14 protein-coding genes are annotated in these 18,531 nt (G+C 56.7%); 1 reads left to right on the top strand and 13 read right to left on the bottom strand.

What is annotated here, in order from left to right:
• Positions 1 to 34: 34 nt before the first annotated feature.
• From KDX30_RS26705 to KDX30_RS26670, 8 genes are all read right to left on the bottom strand, one after another.
• The gene (locus tag KDX30_RS26705) at positions 35 to 3,625 is read right to left on the bottom strand and encodes a glycosyltransferase (RefSeq protein ID WP_231677963.1); all 3,591 of its coding nucleotides are present in this window, start codon (positions 3,623 to 3,625) and stop codon (positions 35 to 37) included.
• Positions 3,626 to 3,729: 104 nt separating this feature from the next.
• Positions 3,730 to 5,346, bottom strand: a complete 1,617-nt coding sequence (locus tag KDX30_RS26700; protein WP_122396594.1) for a flagellar hook-associated protein 3 — start codon at positions 5,344 to 5,346, stop codon at positions 3,730 to 3,732.
• A gap of 13 nt (positions 5,347 to 5,359) precedes the next feature.
• A complete protein-coding gene (gene flgK, locus KDX30_RS26695; RefSeq protein WP_122704503.1) occupies positions 5,360 to 7,408 on the bottom strand; it encodes a flagellar hook-associated protein FlgK in 2,049 nt (682 codons plus the stop codon).
• Between the two features lie 10 nt (positions 7,409 to 7,418).
• On the bottom strand, positions 7,419 to 8,639 hold the full coding sequence (gene flgJ / locus KDX30_RS26690) for a flagellar assembly peptidoglycan hydrolase FlgJ (protein ID WP_122396596.1): 1,221 nt from the start codon (positions 8,637 to 8,639) through the stop codon (positions 7,419 to 7,421).
• An 11-nt stretch (positions 8,640 to 8,650) separates the two neighbouring features.
• Complete coding sequence (locus KDX30_RS26685; RefSeq protein ID WP_122396597.1) at positions 8,651 to 9,760, bottom strand: flagellar basal body P-ring protein FlgI; 1,110 nt, start codon at positions 9,758 to 9,760, stop codon at positions 8,651 to 8,653.
• A 13-nt stretch (positions 9,761 to 9,773) separates the two neighbouring features.
• Positions 9,774 to 10,487, bottom strand: coding sequence for a flagellar basal body L-ring protein FlgH (gene flgH / locus KDX30_RS26680; protein WP_027898282.1), 714 nt, complete (start codon positions 10,485 to 10,487; stop codon positions 9,774 to 9,776).
• Positions 10,488 to 10,580: 93 nt separating this feature from the next.
• Complete coding sequence (gene flgG / locus KDX30_RS26675; protein ID WP_027898281.1) at positions 10,581 to 11,369, bottom strand: flagellar basal-body rod protein FlgG; 789 nt, start codon at positions 11,367 to 11,369, stop codon at positions 10,581 to 10,583.
• A 46-nt stretch (positions 11,370 to 11,415) separates the two neighbouring features.
• Positions 11,416 to 12,153, bottom strand: coding sequence for a flagellar basal body rod protein FlgF (locus tag KDX30_RS26670; RefSeq protein WP_027898280.1), 738 nt, complete (start codon positions 12,151 to 12,153; stop codon positions 11,416 to 11,418).
• Positions 12,154 to 13,211: 1,058 nt separating this feature from the next.
• On the opposite strand from KDX30_RS26670, the gene KDX30_RS26665 reads away from it, so the two are divergent.
• Entirely contained in the window at positions 13,212 to 13,403 is a 192-nt protein-coding gene (locus KDX30_RS26665) for a hypothetical protein (protein ID WP_049826762.1), read from the top strand.
• On the opposite strand, the gene KDX30_RS26660 is transcribed toward KDX30_RS26665, so the two are convergent.
• The 5 genes from KDX30_RS26660 to flgB all read right to left on the bottom strand — a co-directional run bounded on the left by KDX30_RS26660 (position 13,404) and on the right by flgB (position 18,265).
• Positions 13,404 to 15,152 carry a flagellar hook-basal body complex protein gene (locus KDX30_RS26660; protein ID WP_231677962.1) on the bottom strand — a complete coding sequence of 583 codons (1,749 nt, stop codon included), beginning with the start codon at positions 15,150 to 15,152 and terminating at the stop codon, positions 13,404 to 13,406.
• Positions 15,153 to 15,349: 197 nt separating this feature from the next.
• Positions 15,350 to 16,690, bottom strand: coding sequence for a flagellar hook protein FlgE (gene flgE, locus KDX30_RS26655; RefSeq protein WP_122704499.1), 1,341 nt, complete (start codon positions 16,688 to 16,690; stop codon positions 15,350 to 15,352).
• Positions 16,691 to 16,718: 28 nt separating this feature from the next.
• Positions 16,719 to 17,399 (bottom strand): flagellar hook assembly protein FlgD, encoded by a 681-nt coding sequence (locus tag KDX30_RS26650; protein WP_231677961.1) that lies wholly within the window; start codon positions 17,397 to 17,399, stop codon positions 16,719 to 16,721.
• A 14-nt stretch (positions 17,400 to 17,413) separates the two neighbouring features.
• Positions 17,414 to 17,854, bottom strand: a complete 441-nt coding sequence (gene flgC, locus KDX30_RS26645; RefSeq protein ID WP_027898659.1) for a flagellar basal body rod protein FlgC — start codon at positions 17,852 to 17,854, stop codon at positions 17,414 to 17,416.
• A 3-nt stretch (positions 17,855 to 17,857) separates the two neighbouring features.
• On the bottom strand, positions 17,858 to 18,265 hold the full coding sequence (gene flgB / locus KDX30_RS26640) for a flagellar basal body rod protein FlgB (RefSeq protein ID WP_099267377.1): 408 nt from the start codon (positions 18,263 to 18,265) through the stop codon (positions 17,858 to 17,860).
• Positions 18,266 to 18,531 lie beyond the last annotated feature (266 nt).

Here is an 18,531-nt window from a genome sequence, read left to right as displayed (position 1 = left end):
AGGCCAGCGTCAACAAAAGGTCAGTCGAGGTGCATCAGTCGGCAAGCCAGCCATTGACCCAATGTTCAAGGTTATCGCTACGCAGAACGAAATCCCGAAGCACCATCTCACGCAACTGATCACCCATGCGATAGCTGGCCTCAGGGTCGGCCAGGTGCATGCGAATCGCCTCCAGCCATTCCTGGGTGCTGTTGCTCTTCACCCGGGTGCAAGGCAGATAACCACGATAAGCCGCAGTGTCGGTACACACCACCGGATACCCGCAAGCGCCGTACTCAAGCAGGCGCAGGTTGCTCTTGCAGTCGTTGAAGATGTGGAACTCCAGTGGTGCCAAGGCCAGATCAAGGTTCAGGCTGGCCAGTTTGGCCGGGTAAGCATCCAGGCTGATGATGCCGTGAAACTCATGGACATATGGACGCAACTCGTCCGGACACATGCCAAAGAACACCCACTCCACTTCGTCAGCCAACTCGCGAACAACCTCGGCAATAATCTCCAGATCGCCGCTATGGCTGGTACCGCCGCCCCAACCCACCCGCGGCTTTTTGGAGGTCCGGCGCTTGCTGCGTAGATTGCTCCACATGGATGCCTCCAGCATGTTCGGCACGACACGAATATCGTTGTGCATGCTCGAGAGCGCGTCGGCCAACGACTCGGTGGTGACCACCACGCGATCACAAAGACCTATGGCGCGGCGCACCATTCGCTCCATTTCCTCATGCTCGGGCTTGTTGCGGGCGTGCAGGTTCTTCTTCGTGGACTGTATGACGTAGTCATCCAGTTCATAAATGCGCCGCGCCCTGGAGTAAGTTTTCATCGGCACGATTTCGTTGATCGGACCTTCGCTGTAGCGACATTGCAGGATGATCACGTCCGGATTCAACCGCTCGATTTCAATAGTCGACGGCGTGGAGTAGTAAACCTGCCCTGTCGCCCTGCCCGCTGCCTGAAGCTCAGCCAATGGCTGAGTCACCCGGTAATGCCCAACGGCGCCGGCATTTATAGGCAGGGCCGCAACCACTGGCAGCGTCTTGCGCACGAACGGACGCCAGCCATTAATCAGCCCAGGATCAAGACCAAAACTGCCGCCCAAGGTCTTCAGTGACAGGTTGACGTTGTAGGCCGGATCCCGGGCAATGATCGGCAACCACCGTTTGTAGTAAGTCTGCGTCTCTACAGCCTTGCGCTCCTCCAGCCCGGCATCGACCGTGACCGGTCGATTGCCAAGGGCCAGTTGAGCATAAGGCGTCCAGACCACCAGATAACCTTGCTGGCGAATTCGCAGACACAGGTCCACATCGCCCAAGGTGCTGGAAAAATTTGACTCATCCAGCCCGCCCACCTCATCAAACACCTGCTTGCGCACCAGTAGACAGTCAGCCCCGACCGCACTGAGATCATGGGCAACCTGCAAACGGTGCATGTAACCAGCCACACGACCGGTAACTCCGTTGATTGCTGAGCTTGCCGGACCATGAAGCCCGAGGATCAACCCGGCGTGCACGACATTGCCAGACGGACCGAACAGCTTGGCTCCCACCACTGCAACCTCCGGACGCTGTCCGTGGTTGAGCAACTCATCGAGCCAGTCCGATTCGGTCACCACCGCAAAGGCGTTGAGCATGAGCAGATAATCGCCTCGGGCATGGTCGGCAGCGAAGTTATAAAGCGCGGCAGTGTTGCCCTGCTCCGGATAGCTCAACACGCGCAACTTGTCACCGCCCAGCTGCGCCATGGCTTCCAGCCAGGCCAGGGTGCCAGGCTGCTCGCTGCCATTGTCCACCAGCAACAGCTCGTACTCTGTGTAGGCCGTTTTTTCCAGCAGACTTTCTGCGCATCGCTGCAAGGCCGCTATCTGATCCTTGCAGGTGATGATGATCGACACCAGCGGGCGCGCTGCGTGCTGGTAATCGATCCGGTTGAGCAGCGGCATGCTGCCCTGACGCAGATCATGCTCAACCCCCAGACGCTGAAGATGTGCGCGCAGCACCGCCGGGTTTTGCTCGACCACTTCCGGCTGGGCCAGCCAACCAGACAGACCTAGCGGCGCCTCTACCAGAATGTCGCTGATGTGTTCCACAACATGGGTGCCATGGGTTTCTACCAGACGCCAGAGCACATCGTGAGGGGCCAGCTCGCCATACCCTGCATCAAAGCCACCGACGGCAAGAAACTGCTCGCGGTTAAACGCCAGCATTCGGCCCACGTAGGGGTAACTGCGCAGCAGATCCAGGTTGAAATCAGGCTTGAAGATCGGGTCTACAGACTCACTGTCGCGCAGCCCGCCTTCATCACTGTAGAGGCACAAGGCATCGGCAAAGGCGACGATCCGCTCGGCCATCACCAGCAAGGCCGGCGCGATAACCCGGTCGCCCGCCTGTAGCAGATAAAACCAGTCCGCGCCCTGCAACTGCCCCAAAACCTCATTGAGCTGTTGCTGCCAGTTGTTCTGCAGCGGCATGCGCAGCGTATTACCCTCCAGAAGGATCTCGGTGCAGCTGCGGGACAGCACCAGTATCAGATGCGGCGGATAATCCTGCGCTTCGAGACTCTGCAAGGTTACCGCCAGCTCGCCGCCAGTGACCTGATCATCAATGATCACCGGGACGATTTTTGGCTGCCAGGACCATCCATCCAGGGTCTCAGGCAAGAGGTCGCGCTGCACCGCGGAGAGGGAGCGACACGCCAGCCATTGCTCATACAACTCTGAAAAACTCTGAGCCTTGACGCCGACTCGCCATGGAAGCGTGGTCTGCCGGGTCCCCATCGAACGGCTGATGCAAATCTCTTCCCAGATCCGCGGGGCCTCGTGGGCCCGGCTCAGCGGCAGATAACGAACCCAGCCATGGGCCGGTGCCGACTCACCACTACGCCCTTTGAGCATCTGCAGCAACCATTCGCGTTCGACGCGCACGGCGTCCTTCATAGACGGCTGTGTGCTCAAGCGATCGGGGTACAACCGCTCCACGCTGAGGATATCGTTGAGCAGCACGAGGTTGCCGCGACGTAACAGGCAAACATACAAAGCGAAATCCAGACTCGCGACAAAGCAATGATCCGGCTGGGTCAGGGCTGGCAGCAGCTCCTGAATATCGGTGCGCCGGAATAAAGTACTGCTGAACCCACCCAGAAAATTGACCGGGAAAGACTCGATAATCGCCAGCAGATCATCGCCCTTGAGGATCGAACTGTGCGGACAGATCACGTCATTTTCCAGACGCTGCGGAAGCTGTATGTTGTCCGCATCCCAGAGCATTCGCTGTGCACAAACCAGGCTAGCATCGGCTTGCTCTATCAGTGCATTGGCCTGCGCTTCGATACAGCTGGGGAAAACAAGATCATCATCACAGAGAAACTTGATGAACTCGCCCTGTGCTTCATTCAAGCAGGCCAGCAGGTTACCCGTCAGGCCCAGATGCTCGGCGTTACGCAAGTAGCGAAGGCTGACGCTCGCGGCGTCGCTCAACGAATCGAAGATAGCCTTGATTTCGCTGCCGCGACTGTCATCACAGACGATGACTTCAAGATTGGAATACGTCTGGTGCAGGGCACTGACCAGTGCAGCGTTGAAAAAGCGCGGGTTGTAGGCGGGGATGACGATACTGACGAGAGGAGCTGGATTCACTGGACATACTCACGAGCGGCGGGCCTGCCTTACGGATCAAGCCCCTTAACCGCTGAAAAAAGACGGTTTGCTCGGCGATGCGCCGCATTTCTGCGGCGTTGCACTTACAACTGACTGAACAGATTCAACTGCGCCAGCTTGGTAAATACCAACTGCGAAGCCGTCAACATGGTCTGCTGCATGGTCAAACGCCCGATAGCATCCACCGGATCGGAGTCGGTAATCTTACCCTGCTCCAGCGTGTTGTTGCCCTTGAGCAGATCATTGGTTATGCCCTGAGCATCGGCACGGGACTGACGGGCACCACCGGCGGAAATGGCGGTTGAGACCCTCTCGGTGCCGCTGGTGATGTTACCGAGGGCAGAATCCAGAGCAGCCTGCAATTTCTGGGCGGCCTGTGGGTCGCCGTCGGCCGGGGTACTCAGCGCGGTGATCACCGATGAAAGGGTATTGAGCACGTTCTGGGTCTGCTGAGTGCCACCCTTGACCACGAACTGGTCATTGATGTCAGGCGTACCATTGATTGTGAAATTAATACCGGAAGCACTGATGGTCGTGTTCGGTGGCGTCAGCGTCATCGTACCGCTGGAAACCGGCGTGCTGCTGCTGGTGATCGGCGATGCATACAACGCGTAGTCGGTGGCCGAGGTGAACTTGAGGACCGCGCCACCGGCAGGGAACGTATTGTTATACGCCGCCAACTCTAAAGCAGTGTTACCCACTGCCGCATCAGTGATCACTGCACCCGACGTGTTGCCGTTGCTGCGCGTAGTACTGATTTTGTCTGTCGTAGCCGCCAGAGTGAAGGTACGCTCAGGAGGCCCGGCAATAGCTGCGTCAGCAAGCGCCGGATCAGCCCGTTCGGCATCCGTAAGGTTCACATTGAGGGAAAACTGTACGCCACGAAAATTAACCGTCTGGGACCCAGCATTTGCCGAAGAGAAATTACCCCCGCTGCTGGCATCGATAGTGACGTCAGTGTTGGTCGCAAGACTCGTGATCTTGTACTGCGTGCTGCTCAGAAAGGTCAGCTCGTAGGGCTGCCCTGCCAGATACTCTGCCGAATAAGCGGCATTGGAGCTGACGATACCCCCGGACAGGCTGATCTTGCCGTCATTGGTTCCAGGCGACGTCAGAGTCGACGAGGTACGGGTGGTGTTGACCGCCGTTTCGAAAGCGTCCCAGCCTGTAGTGTTGCTCGCAACGCTCAAGCCGTCGCCAATGGCGAGGTTGATGGAGGTCTGGTCACCGTTGTAAGAATACGTGCCATCCGAATTCAGGGAATAAGGTGCTGTCGTCGTCTTCGAGCCGGAAAACAGGTACTCGCCGTTGGCATCCTGGCTGTTCATGAGCCCCAGAATCTGGGTCTGCACCGCTTTCAATTCGCTGGCGGCGGATTTACGGTCGTTGTCTGTGTAAGTACCGTTACCTGCAGCAATAATCAGCTCAGACGCCCTTTGCAGCGCATCTTTGATACTGCCCAACGCCGTTTCTGACTTGGTCACGTTGGTGCCAATCGTACTGATGTTGGAACCGTACTGAGTCAGCATCGAGTTCTGTTGGGACAATGCCAGCACTCGCGCGGCACCGACCGGATCATCGGCAGCAGTATTGAGCTTGATCCCGCTGGAGACCTCTTCGCCCGTCTGGTTTACCTTGGCATAGGTGCGCTGGTAATTGGCGGTACTGGTTTCGTAAAACTGAGCAGTTGAAATACGCATGGATTACGCCCCCTTAAAGACTGTTGATCAGCGTGCTGAAAATGGATTGCGCCGCTTTGATGATCTGCGAAGACGCTGTGTAGTACTGCTGATACTTGATCAGGTTGGCGGCTTCCTCATCAAGGGAAACCCCGGATACTGCGTCGCGCGAATTTTTTGACTGGGTCAACAGTGCGGCAGTCGCAGTCGTATCGCTAAGCCCCTGAGCAGCCGCGGAACCGACGTTTGAAACGAGAGTGCCATAAGCAGCCGACATGCTCTGCCCAACGGTACCGTTGACACCTACGGTCTGCTTGGTCTGCAGCGTCAGCAAATCAGTCGCGTTGCGGTTGTCAGCAGACCCCGCGCCGGTCAGAGCAACGTTGTAGGCATCATTGCTGTTGGGCGCACCCGCAATGGTCATCTCGAACGAAAAGGACTGAGCAGCGCTGGCAGAGTCGGTGTAACCCACATTAAAGGTCAGCGTGTTGCTTTGCCCTGGCACGATATTGCCGGTGATGGCGGTACCGGTCTTGTCCAGCACCGCGTTGCCCTGAGCGTCCAGCAACTGATAGCTCTGAACACCCCCTGACGCGGTACCGAACAGCAGCTTCAGCGGCGTCGAGCTGGTGATTGCATTACGCAGGTCAGCCGTTGCCGTGGTGTCGTAAATATTCGATTTAGTCGTGAGTGTCGGCTGGGTAAAAGTACCGGTACCCGAATTGCCTGCTGCGGCAGTCGCCGTCAGCGGTGCCGCCGCAGCGACAGTGCGCGGATCGGAAATCACGGTTGACAATGCCGAGGCCGCATTGCGGGTCGGCGTCAACTTGAAGCTGTCGCCAAACCCCATGTCGTTGCCATTGAGGCTGACCGAGAAGCCATCGAACTGCTTGGGCGGATTGTCATCCAGACTGCCACTGCCGACCGACGTGCCGTCAGGCAAAGACCGAACAATAAATTTCTTGTTGTCACCGCTGTCGTTGAAAACAACCTCGTAATCGCTGGAGGTCAGTTTACTGGTGTCAGTGATCGTGACATCAAGATTGCCCGAACCGGCGGTGTTGGTCGAACGACCGATACTGCGCTGGCTGGTCTGGCTCGGGTCGTTGATGCTGCTGAACAGATTGGAGCCAAAGTTGCCGTTGAGGTCGATGCCCTGATTCAACTGACTGTTGACCTGATCGGAAAGCACCAGCGCCATCCGGCCTAGTTCGTTGGTAGCCGGGGTCAAGACCTCGCTGCGATAACGCAACAGGCCACCGATGGTGCCGCCAGTGATCACCGACGTCACGTCTACATTCGCGGTGCCGTAAGTCAGCTTCAGGCCGTATTGCAGCGGATCGGTCGCACTCGGTGCAGCAGTCATTGTGTACGCAGTGCTGCCAGTGACCAGGGACTGCCCGGTACCGATGTAGACATCGAAGCTGCCGTTGGTCTCGACCACCTTGGCACCGACCAGCTCATTGAGCTGACGCACGGCCTCGTTACGCGAGTCCAGCATGGTATTGGGTGTCGCGCCGGTCGCAGTCGCCGAGGTGATCTGCTTGTTGAGCGAGGCAATAGTCGACGACAGCTTGTTGACCTGATCGGCCGTGGAAGACAACTGGCTGTTAACCGAGCCGTTCTGCGAACTCAGTTGTGAGCTGATCGAGTTGAAACGAGCACTTAACGCGCCTGCCTGGGTCAGGAACAGCTGCCGGGAGTTGGAGTCAGTAGCGAGTTTCGATACACCCTGCAACTGGGTGAAAAACTGCGACAGTGCCGTTGCAACACCCGTGGCGCTGTCCGACAGCAAGGTATCGGTCTTGGAAGCTTGCCCTGAATAAGCCACCGCATCGGCACTCAGCGCGGTACTGGTTTGCAATTGGGCGTCCATGTAGCTGTTGTAGATCCGACGAACGTCGGACAGCGTGGTCCCGGTACCGATATAGCCAGCACCCAGATTCTGCTGCAACGAAGCAGTGGTCATGACCTGCTGACGCGAATAACCCGCGGTATCCACGTTAGCCGTGTTGTTACCGATGGTGTTCATCGCCGCACTACTCGCGGACAGACCCGACAACCCAATTGAAAGCAGCGACATGATTAAAACCTTATAAAGTCGTGGAAGAGCCCGTAGCGGCGGCGTAGTTCTGGTAACTCTTCATCTGTTTCGCAATCTGCGAAATCTTGCTGGCATAGTCAGGATCCGTAGCGTATCCAGCCTTCTGCAATTCTTTTACAAACTGTTCAGGGTTATCGGCAGAATTCACGACTTCTTTATAGCGATTGTTGTTCTGCAACAGGCTGACCAGGTCGTGGAAGCTGTCTGCATAGGAGTCATAGGAACGGAAATCCGCCGTCTCCTTGACCATCTTGCCGTCACGGAACTCGCTGGTAATTGCCCGCGCCTGCTTGCCATCCCAGCTACCCGTCGCCTTGATACCGAACAGGTTGTGACTGCTGCTGCCATCCTGCTGACGCATGATCGACTTGCCCCAACCGGTTTCCAGTGCGGCTTGCGCCACCAGGATCGCCGGATCGACGCCGATGCGCGCAGCAGCATCCTTGGCCAGCGGCAACATGGTTGCCATGAACTCATCGGAATTGCCGAACGCACGTTTGGCCGGAGCCAAAGGCGGCTGAGCAATACTGCGCACGTACTGCGGGGTCGCTGGCGCCAGATTCGGGTCCATCGTCCAGTCGCCGTTTCCACTGCCTGTGCCTTTACTGGCCACGTTGTTGCGAGCAATAGGCGACAGCTCAGTAGCACCCGACGGCACGATGCCCGCCAGCAGACGATCAGTAAGTTTGCTGGGCAATGCCAGGCGGCGGGAATTGAGCGCTGCCACATCGTTGCGCCCTTCTGCCACTGCAGCGGTCCTGTCACTCGCGGCCGAACGCGTCGCCCACAGCGGACGTTGCTGAACGCTGGCAGCCAGACCGTTGGCGGCAGTCGAAGCATCGCCTTTTGCCGCATCAGCGGTAGCAGCCGTGTGCATGTTGCGAGTCTTGGACAATTGACGCATCAGCACGTCTTGCAGGCCGATACCATTGCCTCGCCCGGACAACGTCACGGACAGCTGCTGGTCATACATGTCCTGATACTGCCGGGTTGCGGCGGTATTCATCGGATTGTCCTTGGCCAGCACTTCGTTGGCAGAGCGCATTGCCTTGAGCATCTGACTGACGAACAGCGACTCAAACTCCTGCGCAACCTTTTTCAGATTGGCATCGCTGTTCACATCACCGGTTTTCAGCGAGCTCAGACGATTAAGGTCGGTGTACGCACCTGAATCGATACCTGAAGAAACCGGGCTCTTGGGCATGTCCATTTACAGTGTCCTCAGATCACGATCAGGTCGGCCTGCAACGCGCCGGCCTGTTTCAATGCTTCAAGGATTGCCATCAAGTCGCCGGGCGCAGCGCCCACCTGGTTAACGGCACGAACGATCTCGTCCAGCGTGGTGCCAGGGCCGAACTTGAACATCGGGTGCAGCTCTTGCTGAGCATTGACCTTGGAGCGAGGCACCACAGCCGTCTGGCCATTGGAGAGCGGCCCTGGCTGGCTGACAATCGGGTCTTCGGTGATGGTCACCGTCAGGCTGCCGTGAGTCACGGCAGCGGGCGAAACCTTGACGTTCTGACCAATCACGATGGTGCCGGTACGCGAGTTGATGATGACTTTAGCCGCGGTCTGGCCCGGATCGATTTCGAGGTTTTCCAGCACCGACAGATAGTCAACGCGCTGACCCGGATCCAGCGGCGCGGTCACACGAACAGAGCCGCCGTCGAGCGCCTGGGCAACGCCAGGGCCGAGCAAGTCATTGATCTTGTCCACCACGCGCTTGGCGGTAGTGAAGTCCGAACGGTTGAGGTTCAGCGTCAGCGTATTGCCCTGATTGAAGCCGCTCGGCACTGCTCGCTCAACCGATGCACCACCCGGAATACGACCGGACGACGGCACGTTGACGGTGATCTTCGAACCGTCCCGGCCTTCAGCATCAAAGCCGCCGACGACCAGGTTGCCCTGAGCGATTGCATAGACGTTGCCGTCGACACCTTTCATCGGCGTCATCAACAGCGCACCACCGCGCAGGCTTTTCGAGTTACCGATCGACGACACGGTGATATCAACGGTCTGGCCTGGTTTGGCGAACGCAGGCAAGTCTGCGTACACCGCTACTGCCGCGACGTTTTTCAACTGCACGGTACCGGAACCGGTTGGCACCTTGATACCAAACTGGGCCAGCATGTTGTTGAAAGTCTGCAAAGTAAACGGGGTCTGAGTGGTCTGGTCACCCGTGCCGTTGAGACCCACGACCAGGCCGTAACCGATCAACTGGTTGGCTCGTACGCCGGAAATACTGGCGATGTCCTTCAAACGCTCGGCATGAGCGCCGAACGCGGTAGACAACAGCAGTGCTGCCGCGAGCAATTGCTTGAGATTGATCATGTTTATCCCGCTATCAGAAAGGGAACAACGGGCTGAGGAAGAACCGGTCAAACCAGCCTGGCTGGCTCGAATCGGCAAATGCACCAGTACCTGAATACGTAATGCGCGCGTCGGCCACACGAGTGGACGAAACGGTGTTGTCAGTCGCAATGTCGTCAGCACGAACCAGACCGGCAATGCGCACCAGTTCGTCACCGGTGTTCAGCGTCATCCACTTCTCGCCGCGAACCGCCAGAATGCCGTTGGGCATGACGTCGGCAACGGTCACCGTGACCGAACCGGTCAAGCTGTTGCTCTGGGCAGCCTTGCCGTCACCGGCAGTGGTGCGTGCGCCGTTGTAGCCAGCGCCGAGACTCAAATCGTTACTGCCAATCGGGTTGTTGGTGGTCAGCCCCGAACCGAACAGCGAGGTCAAACCGATGTTCGCCGTGCTGTTCTTGGAGATGCCCGAGCTTGCAGCCTTGCTCGCGGCCATACGCTCCGACAAGGTAATGGTGATGATGTCGCCGACCCGGAAAGCCTTGCGATCGCCATACATGTTCTGCTCGAAACCCGCCTGATAAATCGAGCCGTTGTTCGCTGCAGCAGGCAGCGGCGTACGCGGCATCACCGGCGCGTAATAAGGGTCATTAGGCTTGGCATTAGGCGCAACGCAGCCTGCCAGCAGAGCGATTCCACAGAATGGCACCACCAACACAGAAAACCGCAGAACAGATAGCCGTTTCATGACACTTAAAACCTCGCGGTGTAACTGGCGCCGGGCAGGCGCCGTATCGAATTGAGCGGGTACAGCAACAGGTCAAACAGGTCGATCAAAGCGTTACAGGTTCTGCGTCAGGTTCTGCAGCATCTGGTCAGCCGTCGAGATCACTTTCGAGTTCATCTCGTAAGCACGCTGAGTGGTGATCATGTTGACCAACTCTTCAACGGTGCTGACGTTGGAAGCTTCGAGGGTGTTCTGCAAAGTCGTACCCAGGCCGTTCAGGCCAGGCGTACCCACTTGCGGCGCACCGCTGGATGCAGTTTCCAGGAACAGGTTGCCACCTTGCGCTTGCAGACCAGCCGGGTTGATGAAGTCAGCCGTCTGGATGTTGCCGATAATCTGTGGCGTTGCAGTCGCACCGGCCAAGGTGATCGACACCGTACCGTCCTGACCCACGGTGAAGGTCTGGGCGTTCTGCGGTACGACGATGGCGGGTTCCAGCGCATAACCATTGGCGGTCACGATCTGGCCGTTGCCGTCCAGGTGAAACGTACCGTCACGGGTGTAGGCGATGGTGCCGTCAGGCTGCATGATCTGCAGGAAGCCACGACCGTTCACTGCGATATCCAAAGGGTTTTCGGTGGTTTCCAGGCTACCGGCGGTGAAGTTTTTCTGCGTACCGACGATGCGCACACCGGTACCCAGCTGCAGACCGGACGGCAGTTCGCTGTCCTGGGTCGACTGAGCACCCGGCTGACGCTTGATCTGATAGAGCAGGTCCTGGAACTCGGCGCGATCACTTTTAAAACCCGTGGTCGAGACGTTTGCCAGGTTGTTGGAAATGGTCGTCAGGTTCATGTCCTGAGCGGCGAGACCGGTTTTCGCGACATATAGTGCAGGAAGCATTCTTTCTCTCCTCGTGCGTCGGTTTATCGACGCAAGCTGTCAATGGTTAGCCCTGCAAGATGCGCGTGGCGGATTCGTCGTTCTGCTCAGCGGTTTTCATCATCTTGACGTGCAATTCAAACTGGCGGGACAAGGCCAGAACGGAAGTCATTTCTTCCACGGCATTGACGTTGCTCGCCTGCAAAAAGCCCGACTCGACCTGAACGTTGGCGTCGGCTGGAGCCGCAGCACCGCTCTTCAGGTGGATCAGGCCATCTGGGCCTTTTTCCATGGTTTTCATATCAGGCCTGACCAGCTTGATGCGGTCGACCTGAGCCATGACTTGAGCGCTCTCGCCCAGGGAACGAACGCTGATGGTCCCATCAGCGCCGATTTCAATCTGTTGTTGCGGCGGCACGGCGATAGGACCGCCGTTGCCCATGACCGGCAAACCATTGCCAGCCCGAAGCACGCCGACGGCATCGATATTCATGCCTGCACTGCGTGTATAAGCCTCGCCACCATCAGGTGTCTGAACGGCAATCCAGCCATCACCCTTGACCGCGATGTCGAGATCACGACCGGTCTGGATCATTGCGCCGCCACTGAAGTCAGTACCGGGACGTTCGCTCATTGCGTAGGCACGCGAAGGCTGAACCTCGCCAAACACTGGCATCGAGCGCGCCTGTTCGAGGTCGCGCATGAAGCCGTTTGTCGAGACGTTAGCCAGGTTGTTGGCATGAGCCTTTTGCGCAACGGCGTTTTCAGATGCACCGCTCATCGCGACGTAAAGCAACTTGTCCACAGTCTTCCTCCTCTGACAGACGTTTGCCGTCTGTAGCTGTTCTAACAGGGAGATAGCAATATCCGGACCAACTTGTCGGCGTTGATACAAAGCACTGATTGTTCAGCAAAAACAGGCGTGCTCGTCGTGAGGACTGAAGTACGGGATGGAAATGCGGCGGCGGATTGCCACATTTGCTTCGAGGGGTCGGATGGGCCGCCAAAAAAACTACGCTGTGTGTTTTTGTATGGCGATTTTGTGTACATATCCGTTGTCGCGGTAATGGCTTCTATTGGTTGCGCCCTTACGGCGCCTCACTTTTGATGGAGCGCAAAAGTAAGCAAAACGCTCTTGCCCCACCACTTGGCACCTCGCTGTCGCTCGGTGTACCCGCCCGCAGATCCTGAACCGTGGGCCGCCGCAATGGGCCATCCATGGCCCGGTGCGGCTAACCCGGCATCCTTGCCGGGTTGCCCACGCTTCAGAATCTGCGTTCGGCCAGCGTGGTTTAACGGGGCGCTTAAGATCAAAATCAAAAGCAGATCAAAAGCAGATCAAAAGCAGATCAAAAGCAGCGATTTCACCGCGGAACGGTAGGAGCGAACTTGTTCGCGAGACGTCAGCACAGCCAGCACAAATCTCATCTGACACACCGCTTCGCAGCCTTCGGCAGCTCCTACAGAACATCGGTAAGTTCACACAATCAGGTCGGCTGTCAGGCCGCCGCGCTTTTGATTTTGGGCGCCCCGTTAAACCACGACGGCCGGAATGCGATATTGCTGCGTGGGGTGAACCGGCAGGGATGCCGGTTTAGCCGCCTCAGGCCATGGATGGCCGGTGGCGGCGACCCCACGCAGCAATGTCGGATTCCGGGTATGCCGAGCGACAGCGAGGCACCTAGTGGTGGGGCAAGAGCGTTTTGGTTACTTTTGCGCTGTTCAAAAGTGACGCGCTGTAAAAGCGCAACCAATATAAGCCGTTACCCCAATAATGGATATGTACACAAGAATCACAGCATGACGCCGATGCAGTGATAGTCTTGCACCCAGCACTTACCCCGAGAGCACCAGCCAACCGACATGAAAACTCATGCAGGTTTTACCTTGATCCTTGCCGCATCCATTGCATTGGCAAGCATCACCGTACAAGCGAAAAACGCCCGCTATTACCGGTGGCAAGGCGCGGACCGCATCGTCTGCGCGCAAACCAGCCCCGGCGAGGGCTGGAAGCGACTGAACGGCTCCTTTATCAAGTCCGACTGCTCAATCTGATCAGGTCGACTGAATCAACGTCTGCATCAACGTCACCTCGGTTGAAATCGCTTTAGAGTTCGCCTGATAGGCCGTCTGCGCCTGAATCAACTCAATCAACTCATCAGCCAGCGTCACGTTGGAACCCTCCAGCGACTGACCAATGATGACCCCCAGCGTCCCGACACCCGGCTCATCAAAATTGGCAGGCCCCGAGGCACGTGTCTCACCCCAGCGCGTGTCACTCTGAGGCTGTAACCCCTGAAGATTAGCGAAACTGGCAAGCATCACCTGACCGACATCACGGGTAAGACCATTGGTAAAACCCGCCCGCAGCACGCCATCGCGACCCATGGTCAAACCGCTTAATTTCCCCGAAGGATGTCCATCCACCTGCTGTGCCGAACGATTCGAAGCACCGTTGTGCTGGCGCAACCCCGTCAAATCGATGGCAATACCGCCATCGCTGCCCGCCGCACCATTGGATACCCAGCGCTCACGACTGGTCCCGCGATTTTGAACAATGGCCGGCACCCAGCCCTCGAGCTGCAGGCTATCTGCGCCGTTGCCAGTCATTCCCGGCATACCGACCAGCGACTTCAATGAGCCGTCCCGATTGAAAACAACGTTGGCCGTCATAGGCTCTGTGGACTCGGGCGACTGAGGGTTACGGTCATTGATCAGCACATGCATCCGCCAACTGTTAGTCCCGTCCTTGACGAAGTATTTCTTCAGCTCGTGCTGATTGCCCTGACCGTCAAAGATCGCGTTGGCAAATACCCTGCTGTAAGTCTTCAGATTGGTGGGATCGAAGACCGGCACAGGCCGGACCATCACAGGATCGCTGTCATCGAGGGCACTTGCCGCGCCATCGTTCAGGGACAAAGACACCGCCCCGCCATCTGCAGCACCATTGAAAACCCAATTACCGTTCACATCTTTGGCTGGACGCCAGCCATGCAGCGAAAACTCGGTGTCCGAGACCTTCCGGATATGCTGTGTGTTGCCAGAGTATTGCAGCGTTCCGTTTGCCGCTTTCTCCAGCGTGACATGCTGCGGAGCCGTACTGCCAGGATCGACGGGATTACGACCATCCACTAATACATACATCGACCATTGATTCTCGTCGGTCTTGACGAAGTACTGCTTGAGCTCGTGATCCACAGGCGGGGCTGGCGCGACGCCTGCGTCCTGAATGGTCCGGCTGGTCATCCGCGTGTAAGTCGCAGGGTTGTCCGGATCAAAGGCAGGCAACTGTGCAAGGGACGGCAGCGACGTATCCAGATTGACTGTTTCGGCAATTTTCGAGGTTGCCTTGGGCTCAATATTGGAAGCATTAATCTTCAGATCACTGCGTACTCCCGTCATGATCTCGCCTCTCTCGTTGGCCGCGTATCCCTGCAAACGCGCGCCTTCGCTGTCGACGATGAAATTGTCGGCATTCTTGAGGAATGCTCCGGCACGCGTATAAGCCAGCGAGCCGCGCTCACTCACTACAAAGAAACCATTGCCCTGGATCCGCATATCCAGGGCACGGCCCGAAGTGGTCATGGTGTCACCCTGGTTGAAGTTCTGCCGCACCTCCGATAAACGCACACCATCACCCGCAGCGTTCTGCCCACTTCCCAAGTGTGAAGACGAATACAACGCGGAAAATTGCGCACGCGAGGATTTAAAGCCAACCGTTCCGGCGTTGGCAATATTATTGCCCGCTACTTCAAGCCGTTTGTTAGCAGCTTTTATTCCACCAATAGCAATATTAAACGACATTGAAACTCCCTTTTACCGTCGACGGCTTTTATTGAGGAGTTTTTATTCTCACATTATCGCGAGTAGGAAATTTCCATAGTCGTTGAGTGACCGATCTGGAAATTAATATTCAATGTAGGACGCCGTTTATTATTTAACGCCCATAAAAAAGCCCCTTCGAAAAGGGGCTCTTCAAGCAGCGTATACAGCGACGTTTATCACGTCATCTGGATAGTGGTCTGCATGATAGTGCTTTGCGTAGAGATGGTCTTCGCGTTCGCCTGATAGTTACTTTGTGCCTTGATCAGGTTAACCAGCTCCATTGTCAGGTCAACGTTGGAGTCTTCCAGCGCCTGGCCGGAAATTTCGCCCAGCGTACCCGACTGAGGAGCACCGGTAACCGGAACGCCTGAGGCGAAGGTTTCACGCCAGTTGGTACCACCGGCTGGAGACAGACCCTGCACGTTGGCGAAGTTGGTCAGCGAAACCTGACCAATCACCTTGGATTGACCGTTGGTATAACTGGCAAACAGGTTACCGGTAGCGTCAACGCTCATGGAACTGATCTGACCGGTCGCATAACCATCCTGAGACTTGGTGATAGCGCCCGACACAGAAGCCGTTTGAGTAGTCGACAGCATGTCCAGCTGGATACCGCCGACAGCAGCCGCCGCACCGTTATCAACCCAGTTTGGAACCGTCGCAGTGCCCGCGTTGTAAGCCGGATCCCAGTTGGATATCTGGAAGGTACCGTCAGTATTGACCACGACGTTCGCAGTCGACGTCGGCAACGGGTCAGTAATCAGTGCCCCTGCAGAGTCAAAGCTCAATACCGTCTGATCCGGAGTGGTAGCGGTCGCCAGATCAGCGTTGGCAGGGTCACTGATGCTACGGCCATCAATCAGCGAGTACATCGTCCAGGTGTTAGTGCCGGACTTGGCAAAGTATTGGTCCAGGGTGTGCTGGTTCCCCTGCGAGTCATAGATCGCAGTGCTGATAGGGAAATTGTAAGAAGCGGTATTACTCGGATCGAACGGAGTGACAGCAGGCACCGTCGCGGTAGAGTTCATGTTCGACGCGAGCGAGATCTTAGCAGTCGGATTTGGCGCCTGGTTCGAAGAATCGACCCGCAGGTTTTGGGAGACCCCCGTTACCACGTTACCGTTGGCATCAACGTTATAGCCCTGCAGGTTCATGCCGGAACTGTTAACGACGTAACCTTCCTTATCGGTATGAAAAGCGCCTGCGCGAGTGTACAGCTTCTCGCCATTGTTGCTGATCATGAAGAAACCGTTACCGTTAATCGCCAGGTCGAGGCTGTTGGCGGTGCCGGTAGTCAAGGTGCCCTGAGTAAACTGCTGGGACACTGCAGCGGTTCTTACGCCACTGCCAACGTTGGTATTGCCGGAAGTACCGCGAATGGATTGCGCGTACTGATCAGCAAACTCCACACGGGAAGCTTTGAACCCGTTGGTTGCAACGTTGGCAATGTTGTTGCCTGCTACGTCGAGACTTTTATTTGCTGCGTAGAGCCCACTAAGACCGGTATTGAATGACATGTAACACTCCTTCGCCGTCGAGTCGGCTCTAAATTCCGATAGTTTGTACTTTGGACAGCGCGATAGTTTGACCGCCCGCCAGGTTAAGCATCATTTCCCCACCATTGACCCCGGTGGTCACACTGTTGACCGTGGCAGGCAGATACGTGGCGAGACCTGTCGCAGCACCGTCCAGAGAGCCTGAAGCCACAAAGCTGTAGTTGCCGGAAGCGACTTTTTCACCCGCTTCGTTGGTGCCGTCCCAAGTGAAACTTGAGGTACCCGCAGACTGGCTACCCATGTCCACGGTCTTGACCAGATTCATCTGCGCGTCATAAATCTTGACGTTGGTTGTCGTGCTGGAAGAAGGCACAACTACAGAACCCGTCATGCCCTTCGTGGTATCAACCGAGGTTGAACCTGCATTCACAATTACTGAACGGCCTACCAGGGAAGAAGCTTGCAGTGCTTGCGAGGACTGATAGAGGCCAGCAATGCCGTCCACCGTGGTCGTCAGGTTCTGCATGCTTTCCAGGCTGCTGAACTGCGCCAACTGGGCAACGAACTCGCCGTTGTCCTGCGGCTCCAGCGGGTTCTGGTTCTTCATCTGAGTAACCAGCAACTGCAGGAAAGCATCTTTGCCCAACGCGTCGTTGGAACTGGTCTTGGTTGCAGTAGGGTTTTGCAGCGAACTTATGAATTTCGCGGATACATCGTTTTCAACGGCCATTTACGCGCCCCTTATCACTGACCGAGGGTCAGGACTTTTTGCATCATGGATTTGGCGGTGTTCATGATTTCCGCGTTGGTCTGGAACGAACGACTGGCGGAAATCATGTCGGCCATTTCTTCAACGACGTTTACGTTCGGGTAGTACACGTACCCATTGCCATCGGCAGACGGATGATTCGGCTCGTAGCGCGCTTCGAGGTTGGAAGCATCTTCAATGATGCCGTTGACCTGTACGCCCTGACCGGCTTCACCTTGATCCTGGAACAGCGAACCGCCGCCCTGCTGGCTTTGCTGGAAAACGGTCGCGAACACCGGGTGACGGGCGCGATAAGTCTGGTCCATGCTCGAAGACACAGTCTCGGCGTTGGCGATGTTACTTGCGGTGGTGTTCAACCGAGTGGTCTGAGCACTCATGCCGCTACCGGCAATGTTGAAGACGTTGGCTAGAGACATGAATTACTCTCCACGAAGAGCTGCAACCAGCCCTTTGAATTTACTGTTGAGCAAAGTGAAGCTGGCCTGGAAACCGACGGAGTTTTCCGCGTAGTTGGCGCCTTCCACTTGAGCATCGACGGTGTTCTGATCCAGCGACGGTGCCGACGGTGTGCGGTACATCAGTGTGCCGTCGGTGTTGCCCATGCCTTCAGCTTCGATATGACGGTTATTGGTCATATTCATCGCAAACTTGCCGTTGCTGACCTTGTCGCTTTCGGCGGCCAGCACGGAAGAGAAGTCCAGATCACGCGCCTTGTAGTTCGGCGTATCGGCGTTGGTGATGTTGTTAGCCAGGACTTCGGCACGCTGAGCGCGGAAGCTGAGTGCCTTTTCGTGAATGCCTAGCGCTTTATCGAAGCTAATGCTCATTTCGGGAAACCTTTACCGGTTGACCAGATTTTCTTGATAGAGACATAGCAATCAGCGTGCCAGTTTAGGAAATGCCCTGTTTCAAAGGGCTGCAGGGCTGAGCGGCAGGAGGGATGACAGAAAAGCGGCAAGTCATTTCCGCTGAGAGCGGCATAAGCGGCAAGGTGAACGCCGTAAAATTGCCAGGGTGGAGTCAAATGTGCTGAGTTCTATGGTGTTCTTATCGCGGGCAAGCCTCGCTCCCACAGGCAGAACGCAATCTCATG

This window comes from Pseudomonas quasicaspiana (assembly GCF_021147825.1).
Classification (GTDB): Bacteria; Pseudomonadota; Gammaproteobacteria; order Pseudomonadales; family Pseudomonadaceae; genus Aquipseudomonas; species Aquipseudomonas quasicaspiana.
This window is presented reverse-complemented; position numbering and strand designations above follow the sequence as displayed.